The organism is Bacillus sp. A1, from assembly GCF_042296235.1.
Taxonomy (GTDB): Bacteria; Bacillota; Bacilli; order Bacillales; family Bacillaceae; genus Bacillus; species Bacillus velezensis.
This window is the reverse complement of the sequence record NZ_CP141181.1, coordinates 3,357,867-3,370,551: the sequence shown is the minus strand read 5'-3', so window position 1 is coordinate 3,370,551 and position 12,685 is coordinate 3,357,867. Positions and strand designations below refer to the sequence as shown.

Annotated in this window: 15 protein-coding genes; 11 read left to right on the top strand and 4 right to left on the bottom strand. The window is 47.5% G+C overall.

What is annotated here, in order from left to right:
* Positions 1–136 precede the first annotated feature (136 nt).
* The 3 genes from U2H13_RS16655 to U2H13_RS16645 all read left to right on the top strand — a co-directional run bounded on the left by U2H13_RS16655 (position 137) and on the right by U2H13_RS16645 (position 1,595).
* On the top strand, positions 137–421 hold the full coding sequence (locus U2H13_RS16655) for a DUF1433 domain-containing protein (protein WP_160183218.1): 285 nt from the start codon (positions 137–139) through the stop codon (positions 419–421).
* Positions 422–629: 208 nt separating this feature from the next.
* Complete coding sequence (locus U2H13_RS16650) at positions 630–1,085, top strand: DUF3237 domain-containing protein (RefSeq protein ID WP_121984570.1); 456 nt, start codon at positions 630–632, stop codon at positions 1,083–1,085.
* Between the two features lie 21 nt (positions 1,086–1,106).
* Positions 1,107–1,595: a phenolic acid decarboxylase gene (locus tag U2H13_RS16645; protein ID WP_014305882.1), complete on the top strand. Its 489-nt coding sequence runs from the start codon at positions 1,107–1,109 to the stop codon at positions 1,593–1,595.
* A gap of 40 nt (positions 1,596–1,635) precedes the next feature.
* Here the strand turns inward: U2H13_RS16645 and U2H13_RS16640 are convergent, their stop codons facing one another.
* Positions 1,636–2,154, bottom strand: a complete 519-nt coding sequence (locus U2H13_RS16640; protein WP_003151536.1) for a GNAT family N-acetyltransferase — start codon at positions 2,152–2,154, stop codon at positions 1,636–1,638.
* Positions 2,155–2,287: 133 nt separating this feature from the next.
* Here U2H13_RS16640 and U2H13_RS16635 point away from each other — a divergent pair, with 133 nt between their 5' ends.
* Both U2H13_RS16635 and U2H13_RS16630 read left to right on the top strand, forming a co-directional pair.
* Positions 2,288–2,917, top strand: coding sequence for a YitT family protein (locus tag U2H13_RS16635; RefSeq protein ID WP_014305880.1), 630 nt, complete (start codon positions 2,288–2,290; stop codon positions 2,915–2,917).
* 79 nt (positions 2,918–2,996) lie between these two features.
* Positions 2,997–3,527, top strand: coding sequence for a dihydrofolate reductase family protein (locus tag U2H13_RS16630; RefSeq protein ID WP_121984571.1), 531 nt, complete (start codon positions 2,997–2,999; stop codon positions 3,525–3,527).
* A gap of 31 nt (positions 3,528–3,558) precedes the next feature.
* Here U2H13_RS16630 and U2H13_RS16625 read toward each other — a convergent pair whose 3' ends face one another.
* The 3 genes from U2H13_RS16625 to slrR all read right to left on the bottom strand — a co-directional run bounded on the left by U2H13_RS16625 (position 3,559) and on the right by slrR (position 5,885).
* Positions 3,559–3,759 (bottom strand): hypothetical protein, encoded by a 201-nt coding sequence (locus U2H13_RS16625; RefSeq protein WP_014418938.1) that lies wholly within the window; start codon positions 3,757–3,759, stop codon positions 3,559–3,561.
* Positions 3,760–3,900: 141 nt separating this feature from the next.
* A complete protein-coding gene (locus U2H13_RS16620; RefSeq protein WP_376700545.1) occupies positions 3,901–5,349 on the bottom strand; it encodes a carboxylesterase/lipase family protein in 1,449 nt (482 codons plus the stop codon).
* A gap of 80 nt (positions 5,350–5,429) precedes the next feature.
* Complete coding sequence (gene slrR / locus U2H13_RS16615; protein WP_017418863.1) at positions 5,430–5,885, bottom strand: HTH-type transcriptional regulator SlrR; 456 nt, start codon at positions 5,883–5,885, stop codon at positions 5,430–5,432.
* A gap of 244 nt (positions 5,886–6,129) precedes the next feature.
* Here slrR and U2H13_RS16610 point away from each other — a divergent pair, with 244 nt between their 5' ends.
* The 6 genes from U2H13_RS16610 to U2H13_RS16585 all read left to right on the top strand — a co-directional run bounded on the left by U2H13_RS16610 (position 6,130) and on the right by U2H13_RS16585 (position 12,684).
* Complete coding sequence (locus tag U2H13_RS16610) at positions 6,130–6,837, top strand: YveK family protein (RefSeq protein ID WP_017418864.1); 708 nt, start codon at positions 6,130–6,132, stop codon at positions 6,835–6,837.
* A 5-nt stretch (positions 6,838–6,842) separates the two neighbouring features.
* Positions 6,843–7,523, top strand: a complete 681-nt coding sequence (locus tag U2H13_RS16605) for a CpsD/CapB family tyrosine-protein kinase (RefSeq protein WP_003151543.1) — start codon at positions 6,843–6,845, stop codon at positions 7,521–7,523.
* Positions 7,524–7,743: 220 nt separating this feature from the next.
* Positions 7,744–9,561, top strand: coding sequence for a nucleoside-diphosphate sugar epimerase/dehydratase (locus tag U2H13_RS16600; protein WP_172614994.1), 1,818 nt, complete (start codon positions 7,744–7,746; stop codon positions 9,559–9,561).
* A 15-nt stretch (positions 9,562–9,576) separates the two neighbouring features.
* Positions 9,577–10,716 carry a glycosyltransferase family 4 protein gene (locus U2H13_RS16595; protein ID WP_376700544.1) on the top strand — a complete coding sequence of 380 codons (1,140 nt, stop codon included), beginning with the start codon at positions 9,577–9,579 and terminating at the stop codon, positions 10,714–10,716.
* A complete protein-coding gene (locus tag U2H13_RS16590) occupies positions 10,713–11,555 on the top strand; it encodes a glycosyltransferase family 2 protein (protein WP_022553824.1) in 843 nt (280 codons plus the stop codon). Before U2H13_RS16595 ends, U2H13_RS16590 begins: the two co-directional genes overlap by 4 nt.
* Positions 11,548–12,684: a glycosyltransferase family 1 protein gene (locus U2H13_RS16585; protein WP_376700543.1), complete on the top strand. Its 1,137-nt coding sequence runs from the start codon at positions 11,548–11,550 to the stop codon at positions 12,682–12,684. Before U2H13_RS16590 ends, U2H13_RS16585 begins: the two co-directional genes overlap by 8 nt.
* Position 12,685: the final 1 nt, after the last annotated feature.

Below are 12,685 nucleotides of genomic sequence, written 5' to 3'. Positions count from 1 at the left end.
ACGCCTAAATGCTCCGGATGTCACCGACCATTTGTTCCAGTCCGCGAGCTTCATCATAACTCATGAGACGGATGATTCTGTGAAAAAAAACATTATTATCTTCATGGTTATTTTTATAGCAGCCGGATGTTTTATAATGAAGAGTATGAATGATAAAAATGTTCAGGCTGAAGAGATAAAGATTGCTCAAGAACGAATGGATAAATTTACCAAATTGAATTATGAAGGAATACATAACGTTACATTTAAAGATAAATACGAAATAGATCCAATGGGCGGGATAGAGGTATTTGGCTATTACAACGGTGATACATCGAATAAATTCGATGGTACTTACGATAAGGCAAATGACAAGATCATGGGGCACTCAATAGACGCTGTAAGAAAGAAAGAATGCAGAGATAAAGATTGCGATTACTAAGAAGACGCTCGTCTGGCATTTTTTATATATGAGCATAATGAAAAAGACAAGGGTTTCGGCATGTGCCGCCCTTGTCTTTTTTATTGAACACTGTAAAACATAACCGGAAACAGCTCATTATTTGACAGTCCATTTTAACAGCGTTACAATTAAACGTGTAAATAGTTACATGTTCAAGTAAACATAATAACTCGGGAGGTGATACGTCTTGAAGGAACCTTCTTTAAAAAAAGTGATGTCTCTGCAGATTGAAGTGGATGAACCGATCGTTGCGGGGCAGACTGGATTAGGGAAAAGGCAGTTGATTCCGATACGGGGCGGAACGGTCAGCGGCGCCGTAAAGGGACGTGTTCTTCCGGGCGGGGCAGATGCCCAGATCATCCGTCCGAACGGCCGGGTTGATCTTTCTGCCAGATATGCGCTGGAGACGGAGGAGCATGAAGTCATCTATGTAGAGAACAACGGCATCCGCCAAGTCAGTGAACCGTTCCGCCAACAGGCTGCAGAGGGGCGCATCATTGATCCCGAGCACGTGTATTTCCGCACTGTGCCTGTGTTTGAAACAAGCAGTGAGGCATATCAGCATCTGCAGGACCGGCTGTTTATCGGGGCTGCGGTCAGATTGCCGGATGACATTCGGTTAGATATTTATGAAATTCACTAATAAGATGGAGAGTGAGTCAACATGGAAAACTTTATCGGAAGCCATATGATTTACACGTATGAAAACGGCTGGGAGTATGAAATCTATATTAAAAATGATCATACCATCGACTATCGGATTCATAGCGGAATGGTAGGCGGCCGCTGGGTGCGCGACCAGGAAGTGAATATCGTCAAGCTGACAGAAGGCGTATACAAAGTGTCATGGACTGAACCGACAGGCACAGACGTTTCCTTAAACTTTATGCCGAATGAAAAACGGATGCACGGAATTATTTTCTTCCCGAAATGGGTGCATGAGCATCCGGAAATCACGGTGTGCTACCAAAATGATTACATTGACGTGATGAAAGAGTCACGTGAGAAATATGAAACGTACCCGAAATATGTCGTTCCCGAGTTTGCGGACATTACGTATCTCAACAATGCGGGAATCAATAACGAAACATTGATTTCAGAAGCGCCGTACGAAGGAATGACCGATGATATCCGTGCGGGAAAATTAAAATAAGAGAAAAACCCGGCAGCTTGGCCGGGTTTTTTGTATCCTTTTACGACAGGGTTTTGGTCATGATAAAGTCGACTTGTTTATCATCCCCCATATAAAAAGAGTGTTCTCCGGTTTGGACAAACCCCATTTTTTGATAAAAGGCGATTGCATTTTCGTTTTTTTCCCATACGCCCAGCCAGATGTTCTTTTTGTTGTGTGCTGTTGCGATTTTCACAGCTTCATTCAGCAGATATTTGCCAAGCCCGTGTTTCTGATGGCTTTTTCTTATATAAATTCTCTCAATCTCAAGAGAATCTTCCCCCATTTTTTCTGACTGTGCTTCGTTCATGTTGACTTTTACATACCCCGCAAGGTCATCATGATAATAAACAAAATAGAATTGAGAAGACGGATTGGATAATTCCTTTTTCAGCTGTTCAGAGCGGAATGCATTTTCCAAATAAGCTTTCATATTTTCAGGTGAATTTTGATCCTTAAATGTATCATTGAATGTTTCAATGCTTATCTCCCGGAGCTCTGTAATATCGTTAAGGCTGCACTTTTTTAATTGAATACTCATGGTCATACAGCTCCTTTCTTCATTTATCATATCAGCTGATTTTTTGTTGTATTTGCAATGAAAATACCGTATAGTAAACATACCGTAATTTTGTTGTATTTGCAACATAAATTAAGAAAATGAGGACGATAAAGTGAAATATGTTTTTTATGTTTTAGGAATCATGATCTTGACCTTTGGTATTTCTGTCACGATTCAATCAGATCTTGGAACGTCGCCTTTTGATGCGCTTATTGTGGGATTGTCCGTCCATGCAGGGCTTACCGTGGGAAGCTGGGAAATCATCATCGCTTTCCTGTTAATTTGCTGTAATTCAATGTTAAAAAGGCAAAGACCGGAATTTTCAGGGATGATTACGGCGTTTATAACGGGAATCGGGATTGATATGTGGCTTTTTTTTCTGCATCGAGTCATAACGCCTGAACTATGGTACGGAAAAGCGGGCTGTTTTGCAATCGGTTTAGTTGTGATAGGGATAGGAACCGCAACCTATCTGCACACAAATTTCGCCCCGATCCCGGTTGATCGGTTAACGCTAATTGTCCGCGATTTAACCGGGAGAAGCATCTTTTTTTCAAGAACGGTCATTTACTTCATATTTTTCATACTGGCCGTGATGCTAAAAGGTCCGGTAGGCATCGGAACGTTATTAACCGTTTGTTTAGGCGGGATCATCCTTCATTTCTTTATGCCGATTACCGGAAGATGGATAGACGGCATATTAACAGCATCTCCAAAGCAGGAAGAAACGAAAACCCGGTAGCAGGGGTTTTTATCCGGTTCTATCATTTTTCATTTCATCCGCATGTTCAAGGTATAATAAAAAAGGGGGAGGGATTTTTATGAGCGGTCAAAGAAAGCTCGTTTTTTACGGAGCTGTCAGCGCAGATGGCTATCTTGCGCGGGAAAATCACTCTTTAGATTGGTTAATCGGAACTGAAGGTGAAGACGGCACCGATTATGAAGCTTTCTATGAATCTGTCGATACGATCATCATGGTCAGAAAAACATACGAAGAAATATTGGTTTTATTGCCTGAGGAATTTCCGTACAAAGGTAAAGAATGCTATGTGTTTTCGCGGACATTGACCGGGTGCACTGAACATGTGCGGTTTATTCATGAAGAGCCTGCCGATTTTATAAAAGCATTGAAACGCCAAGAAGGCAAGCGGATTTGGATTGTCGGCGGGAGTGATCTGCTGCACCCGGTTTTGGAGGAAAAACTTGTCGATGAGTTTATCATTCAGATCGCTCCCGTTCTGCTCGGCCGCGGAATTTCTTTGTTCAAACCCGGAGACCGGGAGACAGGGCTGAAGCTGACTGATGTCAGGCGCTATAAGCAATTTGCGGAGTTGCATTATGAAGTGAGATGAAATGAAGTGTATGAAAGAAACCCAGTAAAGGTTACCGGGTTTCTTTTTCATGTTTGTTTTTATGTTTTGAAATGGTGTGGGCCGGCCCGCATGAAAACCCTGCAACCATGATAACAACCCCTATCCACCTCACAGCATAGAAATCAGTGTCGCGCAGGAAGATAAATGAAACTAAGGTCATAAGCGCCCCAATTATAACGGCAGCTGTGCCGATAATACTTGATTTCTCCATATAAAAACTCCTTTATGAATGTTTGTTTAACTTATTGGGTTAGAATATAACATATCAGGGGTAATGTGGAAACGGATATTCTGCGATGTCTGAAGTAAGATGAAAACGAAACGCCAAGGGAGCCGGCTCCCTTGGCGTTTTTTATGCTTGAAACAGGATGCGGCGTTTTGCTGCATCGGGATCACTTTCGACAGCGGTATCCGTGTTGAAAAGCAAAGTTTCGCGTGAATCGGTTTCATATTCAGGCCAATTGAAGTGAGAGGTGTTCGGGTTTCCGGTTTTTGCAAAAGCGAGCCATGCGGATTGGATTTGTTTGGAAAGCTGTTCTGCGTCGTCACCGAGCGGTTCTTGCAGCGTCTTTCTCAAAGAATCAAAGTTTCCGAACACAAACGGCAATTCCAGAGCGTGAACGGCTTTATGAAACGGCGGTGTTTCGCCATGCCAATCAAAGCGGTACATCCAGACCGGTGCATGCTGGGACTGTCCTTGTGCGAAAGCGACAGCCGGCCGCCAGAAAATCAGATCCGTCATCATATCGATTTGTCCCTTTAATGAATGCGGATATAAATCTGCCGCTTGCTCGGTGCAGTTTTCTCCGAGGTGATAATGCAAATAATCTTGCTGCTTTTTCTCGGAATGAATATCTGTATCAGGGGTGAAAAACAAATATGCTTCATCACGATTGGTTCCGATGATCATAGGTATCCCTTCTGCGGCCCCGTCAGCTATGGCTTTCACCGGTTCCGCAGGCAATGTGGCCGGATCGATGGCGGGCTGAAACAAAAGCTGAAAAATGTTTTGATCCAGTGAGCGCCGCACTTTATCCGCAGTCTTAAGCAGGTCATTAACGGAAAGCTCCTGCAATTGATCAGTGCCGGCTTCATGAATAAATGCCGCCGCGATGTCTTTTGCCATATCCGCCGGGATCGTATGAGAGGCGCCGCTTTCTAAAATGGCTTTATGAAACAGGCCTTTTGCGTCAGGCATTGCCATAAGCGCAGCGATGCTCATGCCGCCTGCCGATTCACCAAATATCGTAACGTTATCCGGGTCTCCTCCGAATTCGGAGATATTGTCCCTCACCCAGCGCAGCGCGGCGATCTGATCGAGCAGCCCGATATTGGCGGAATACGCGTCATGAATAGAAGACAAATGTAAAAAGCCTAACGGTCCGAGCCTGTAATTGAGTGTCACGACAATGACATCTCCGTCAGCGGCAAGGGCAGATCCGTCGTAAAGCGGTTCGCTTCCGGCACCTAAATAAAATGCCCCGCCGTGTATCCATACCATGACAGGCTTTTTTTCGCCCTCTGAATCGGGGGCGAAAACGTTGAGGTAAAGGCAATCTTCAGATTGAGGCGGTATATCCCCGGAAAACGATATGGACAGCATATCATCCGGCTGCGGACAAACCGGTCCGAACGAATCGGCATGTTTTACGCCGTCCCAAGGTGCGGGCGGCTCCGGCGCTTTAAATCTCAGCTCTCCGACGGGCGGCTTCGCGTACGGTATGCCCTTCCATGTGCGGGCACCGCGGCCGGCAGTTCCTTTCAGTGCGCCGCAGCGGGTTTGAACGGTAAGTTTTGTCATGATTTCATCCCCTTTTTTCTTTTCATTATAAACAGAGATGAAGACATGAAGCGAATAAAAGCCCTTTCATCAGCATATCCTCAGTAACGCTTCCGTTCTAAAAATGATCTGACTTCCTGAACGGACAAGCCGAGTTCTTTTGCTTCCTGCATCAGCGCTTTCCATTCTTCAATGTTGGATTCAGTCAGTTTTCTGTTGCGGTAGGGTGCGGGCTCCGGCCGTTTTTCAGTCAGTTTGTTCGTAAAGGTGAACAGTTCTTCTTTCGGCATGCCCGACTGCACGGCCTGCACAAGGTGGATGCGCCACTCATCTTCTGTGTCTCCCATCTGATGCAGCATCGTTTCGGCATCAAAAAGCTCCGTCAGATCGACCTGAAGGGTGGCGGATACTTTTTTCAGAAATTGGATGGACGGATTTGAGTGAACCCCCCGTTCTATCTTGCTTAAATAAGATTTAGAGACACCTGCTTCAACTGCTAGCTGATTAATAGAGTAGCCTTTTCTTCTGCGGTATAAACGAATTATTCTTCCAATCATTGTGCTGAATTCTCCCCTGTATACTGGCATTTTTTTGTTCATTATAAGAAATTTTTCGTTCTTTATAAAATTTAAAATTATAAGGGAAGTGCAGTAAATAAGAGGAAAATCATGATAACGTTCTCTAAAAAGAACCAAATGGCTTAATTTGAAATTTTCAAATTTCGACCTTTTCTTTTATAATCCAATCATCAACAGAAGGGGGCGTTTAAGCCTGATGCAATAAGGATGAGGCTGTAATTACATGAATGAGAATATGAGTTTTAAAGAATTATTTGACATTATTAAACACAGACTTTTACTGATTTTTATCATGACAGCAGTTGTAACGCTGGTGACGGGATACATCCAATTCCGGGTGGTTTCGCCCGTTTATCAGGCATCGACCCAAGTGCTCATTCATGAAACAAGCGGTGAAAAAAATTCGAATCTCAGCGACGTTCAGCTGAATCTTCATTACAACAATACGTTTCAAACGATAATGAAAAGCCCGGTTGTGCTTGAGAAAGTGAAACAGAAGCTGCATCTTTCTGAGACGGCATCCGCTTTAAAAGCAAAGATCACGACAAGCAGCGAAACCGATTCAGAGATCATTACCGTAGCGGTGCAGGACGAGAACCCGAAACAGGCCGCCGCTATAGCGAACACGCTGATGAAGACATTTAAAAAAGAAGTCCGTGACAGGATGAATATAAAAGGCGTCATTGTTTTGTCCGAGGCAAAAGCATCGGAAAGTCCGATGGTCAAGCCTTCGCGCATCAGGAATATCATGATGGCGTTCGGTGCGGCTCTCATGGCGGGTGTGACGCTTGCGTTTTTTCTCCACTTTCTTGATGAAACCGTTAAAAGCGAGCGGCAGCTCAGCGAAAAAACAGACTTGCCTGTTTTAGGGGTTGTGTATGACATCAAAAATCAGCAGACACGGTCTGATGAAAAACATTTCGGGGAGTGAGGCGTTTGGGATTCAGAAAAAAGAAATCAAGAAGGGGACTGGCTCAAATATCCGTTTTACATCACAAATCATTGGTGGCTGAACAATACCGCACCATTCGGACAAATATTGAGTTCTCCTCTGTTCAGACCCATTTGCGCTCCATTCTCGTCACTTCCTCCGTTCCGGGAGAAGGAAAGTCATTCAGCGCCGCCAACCTTGCCGCGGTATTTGCGCAGCAGGAAAAAAAGGTGCTGCTCGTCGATGCGGATTTACGAAAACCGACGATACACGAGACCTATCAGCTTGAAAATGTACAAGGCCTTACGAATGTGTTAGTCGGAAACGCTTCCCTCGGCGAAACGGTGCAAAAAACGCTGATTGATAACCTTTACGTCTTAACGAGCGGGCCGACGCCGCCGAATCCGGCTGAGCTTTTATCTTCAAAGGCGATGGGAGAGCTGATTCAGGAGATGTACAGCCGGTACAGTCTGGTTATTTTCGATTCACCTCCGCTTTTGGCGGTGGCGGACGGACAGATTTTAGCGAACCAGACAGATGGAAGCGTTCTCGTCGTCTTGAGCGGAAAAACGAAAATGGATACCGTCCAAAAGGCGAAAGACGCGCTCCAGCAGTCAAAGGCAAAGCTTTTGGGGGCGCTGCTGAATAAAAAGAAAATCAAAAAAACAGAGCACTACTCGTATTGAGCGGTGCAGGTGATGTCTCCTTACCTTTATCAACGGAGGCACTCGGCTCTGCTGTGGGCGGCGTTTTCCGCTGCCTTAGATGCTGGTCGTCGGTGGCGGGGTGTGAGGACGGGTTAAATGCCCAATTTATCTTAAGATGATGCATTGTTATCGGCTTAGCTGTTATGTCTGTTTTTACGAAAACCGTATCAGCTAAACCGATAAATGAGGAGGGGAAAGATTGACTTACCGGAGAAGACTTTCAATGATTTTTGCATTGGATACGTATCTCGTTTTACTTTCCGTTGTTATAGGATATCAATTTTTTGAGGATTCTTATCACTTTTATGACTCCGGAGCGTTGCTGCTGACCGCCGTGAGCATGCTGATCAGCCATCATGTATGCGCTTTTATGTTTCACCAGTATAAGCAGGTATGGACGTATACGGGAATAGGCGAGCTGCTTGATCTGCTGAAGGGGATCACGCTGTCCGCAGCTGTGACAGCCGCCGTCCAATACGGGGTGTTCCACACGATTTTATTCCGGCTTTTAGCCGTCAGCTGGATGATTCAGCTATTGTTCATCGGAGGAAGCCGGATGATTTCGCGCGTGCTGAAAGAAACGATCGGCAGGAAGCAAAATGACTCTTCCCGGGCGCTGATTATCGGCGCGGGCGCAGGAGGAACGCTGCTCGTCCGTCAGCTTACCCAGAAAAACGATCTTGGAATCATGCCTGTGGCTTTTATTGATGATGATCAGACGAAGCATAAGCTCAAAATTATGGGCCTGCCCGTCATCGGCGGAAAAGAAAGCATTATGCCGGCGGTGCAGAGGCTGAGAATTCACCACATTATCATCGCCATTCCGTCTCTTTGCACCCATGAGCTCCAGACGCTGTACAAAGAATGTGTACAGACGGGCGCCCATATTAAAATCATGCCGCAATTTGATGAGATCCTGCTCGGAACGCAGGCTGCCGGACACATCAGGGATGTGAAAGCCGAAGATCTCCTCGGCAGAAAGCCGGTCACCCTTGATACGAGCAAAATTTCTGACAGCATCAAAGGGAAAACGATTCTGGTCACGGGCGCCGGCGGCTCTATCGGTTCTGAAATCTGCCGCCAGATCAGCTCGTTTCTTCCGCATGAAATCGTCCTTCTCGGCCACGGGGAGAACAGCATTTATTCGGTGCATAACGAACTGTCCGCACGCTTCGGCAAAGAGGTGCTTTTTCACGCGGAGATCGCCGATATTCAGGACAGAGATAAAATCTTTACCTTGATGAAAAAATACGAGCCGCACGTCGTCTATCATGCGGCCGCCCATAAACATGTGCCGTTAATGGAACATAATCCGGAAGAAGCCGTCAAAAACAATATTATCGGCACGAAAAATGTCGCCGAAGCCGCCGATATGTGCGGAACGGAAACATTCGTGCTGATTTCTTCTGACAAAGCGGTCAATCCGGCCAATGTCATGGGCGCGACGAAGCGGTTTGCGGAAATGGTCATCATGAACCTCGGAAAGGTCAGCAACACCAAATTCGCCGCCGTCCGTTTCGGGAATGTGCTCGGAAGCCGCGGCAGCGTCATTCCGATTTTCAAAAAGCAGATTGAAAAAGGCGGACCCGTCACCGTCACGCATCCGGCGATGACAAGATATTTTATGACGATCCCCGAAGCGTCAAGACTCGTCATTCAGGCGGGGGCGCTTGCAAAAGGGCGGCAGATTTTCGTTCTGGATATGGGAGAACCCGTCAAAATCGTCGACTTGGCAAAAAATCTGATTCATTTATCAGGCTATACGACAGAACAGATTCCCATTGAATTCTCCGGCATCCGCCCGGGTGAAAAGATGTATGAAGAACTGCTGAATCATAATGAAGTACATACGGAACAGATTTTTCCGAAAATCCATATCGGGAAAGCGATCGACGGGGATTGGGCCGTGCTCATCCGTTTTATGGAGGAATTCAGCCGTCTGCCTGAAGATGAGCTGAGAAAACGGCTGTTTGAGGCGATCGAATCAGTACATGAAGAAGCGGCCGCAGGTGTGTGATGGGAGGACAGAAAGATGACGAAAAAAGTATTATTCTGCGCCACTGTCGATTATCATTTTAAAGCCTTTCATCTTCCGTATTTTCAATGGTTTCAGGATATGGGGTGGGAAGTGCACGTCGCGGCAGGCGGCAATATGAATCTTCCGTTCGTTGATGAAAAGTTTTCCATTCCGATCCGGCGCTCGCCGTTTCATCCCGAAAATCTTTCTGTTTACAGGCGGCTGAAACGGCTCATTCAGGACAACGGCTACGACATGATTCACTGTCATACGCCGGTCGGCGGCGTGCTTGCACGCCTTGCGGCGAGACAAGCGCGCCAAAAAGGGACAAAGGTGCTGTACACCGCGCACGGCTTTCACTTCTGCGATGGAGCGCCCCTGAAAAACTGGCTTCTTTATTACCCGATCGAAAAATTTCTCTCTTCTTATACGGATTGTCTCATTACCATTAATGAAGAAGATTTCGAACGGGCCAAGCAAATGAAAAAAACGGATTGCGGCGCGAAGAAAATACACGGCATCGGCGTGAATACAGACAGGTTTCGCCCTGTGAGCCGGGCAGAGAGTGAACGGCTGAGAGAAAAACACGGCTTCGGCGCCGGGGAATTTATCCTCATATACCCTGCTGAATTAAACGGCAATAAAAACCAGGGACTTCTCATTGAGGCTGCGGCATTGCTGAAGAACCGCATTCCGGAGCTGAAACTCGTATTTGCCGGAGAAGGCGCGATGGAAGAACCGTACAGAAAAAAGGCTGAATCACTCGGGGTATCTGACATTGTGCGGTTTTACGGATTTTGCCGTGACATTCATGAACTGATTCAGCTTGCCGATCTGTCCGTCGCCTCAAGCATCCGCGAAGGGCTCGGCATGAATCTGCTTGAAGGAATGGCTGCCGAAAAGCCCGCCGTTGCCGCGGACAACAGGGGGCACCGCGAGATCATCGAAGACGGCGTGAACGGTTTTCTCGTGCCGGCCGGGGACAGCGCGGCGTTTGCCGATCGGATTGAAAAGCTGTACCGCTCCCCGGGGCTGCGAAAAGCAATGGGACAAGAAGGGCGCAGGACGGCGGAATGTTTTTCAGAAACACGTACGGTAAAGGAAATGGCGCACATTTACGCCGGTTATATGGATAAAAAGGAGAAAAGCGTATGAATGCAGGAGCACAACCGAAAATTTCCGTCATCATGGGAATTTATAATTGCGAAGAGACTTTAGCGGAGAGTATAGAATCCATCCTGAGCCAATCGTATAAGAATTGGGAACTGATCATGTGTGATGACGCGTCAACTGACGGAACGTATCAGATTGCGCGCCGTTACGCGGATCATTACGGCGACCGGATCACGCTGATTCAAAATAAGGCAAATCAACGGCTTGCCGCTTCGCTTAACCGCTGTCTGACATACGCAACGGGGGATTATATCGCCAGGCAGGACGGTGATGACATCTCCAACCCGAGGAGACTGGAAAAACAGGCCGCTTTCTTAAACAAGCACGCCCACTATCAAGTCGTAGGCACGGGCATGCTCGTATTTGACGAATTCGGTGTAAGGGGCGCCCGGCTTTTGCCGCCCGTGCCGAAACCGGGAATTATGGCGAAAGGCACACCGTTCTGCCACGGCACCATTATGATGCGGGCTGAAGCGTACAAAGCGCTTGGCGGCTACCGGTCAGTCAGGCGGACGCGGCGGATGGAGGATATCGATTTGTGGCTGCGCTTTTTTGAAGCGGGTTTCCGGGGGTACAATCTCCAAGAAACGCTGTATAAAGTAAGAGAAGACAGTGATGCGTTTAAAAGGAGATCGTTTACGTATTCCATTGATAATGCGGTGCTCGTTTTTCAGGCGTGCAGACGGCTGAAGCTGCCGCTTTCCCATTACGCGTATATCGCAAAACCGCTCATTCGCGCCATTACGCCGCCCGCGGTCATGAACCGTTATCATAAAAACAGGGACATCCGCCAAAAAGAAGGGCTTGCCGAACATGACTGACAAACCGATGCGGGTGCTGCACGTCTTCAGCGGGATGAACAGGGGCGGCGCAGAAACGATGATGATGAATTTGTACCGGAAGATGGACAGAACGAAGGTGCAGTTTGATTTTTTAACCCATAGGAACGATCCGTGCGCTTATGATGAGGAAATTCTCGCTCTCGGCGGACGGCTTTTTTATGTGCCGAGCATCGGCAGCACAAACCCGATTACATTTGTAAAACAGGTCAAGCGGGTGATTCAGGAAAAAGGCCCGTTTGCCGCCGTGCACGCCCATACCGATTTTCAGTCGGGGTTCATCGCGCTTGCCGCTCGTTTAGCCGGCGTCCCGGTGCGGATCTGCCATTCGCACAGTACGTCGTGGCGGGGGCGGGCGTCGCGGCTTGCCGGGATGCAGCTGTTTGTGTTCAGACGGCTGATTACGGCAAACGCCACGGCACTGTGCGCCTGCGGAAAAGACGCGGGCCGTTTCTTATTCGGGAAAGAAAAAGACGTGCATCTTTTGCCGAACGGCATTGATCTCGACTTATTTGCCGGCGGGTGCGCGGACACAGAAGCTGAAAAAAGGAAGCGGGGCATTGCAGACGGCCGTTTGGTGATCGGCCATATCGGCCGCTTTACAGAAGAAAAAAACCACGAATTTCTGCTCCGGCTGGCCGCTGATATGAAAGAGCGGGGCATCGGTTTACAGCTGGTTCTCGCCGGGGACGGTCCGCTTCGCACCGACATGGAAAATCTGGCGGCGAAGCTGGGGCTTGATGATGATGTGCGTTTTATCGGCATAGAAGAACGCGTTCATGCCCTGCTGAAAACGCTGGATGTATTTGTCATGCCGTCTCTTTATGAAGGGCTGCCCGTCACGCTCGTTGAAGCGCAGGCCTCCGGGGTGCCGTGCGTGATATCAGACGGCATAACGGAAGAAGCCGATGCCGGGCTCGGGCTGGTCAAAAGGCTCAGCCTTAAAGAACCGCCCCGACAATGGGCATCCGCGGTTTTACGGGCAGCAGAGGCGGCAAAGCCTGACGGGGAGCGCATTAAAGAAACCCTCAGACGGCAGGGATATGACGCGGGAGAAAATGCGGGGGCTGTTATGAAGCTTTACAATATGAATTGGAAAAAGGAACAGTAAC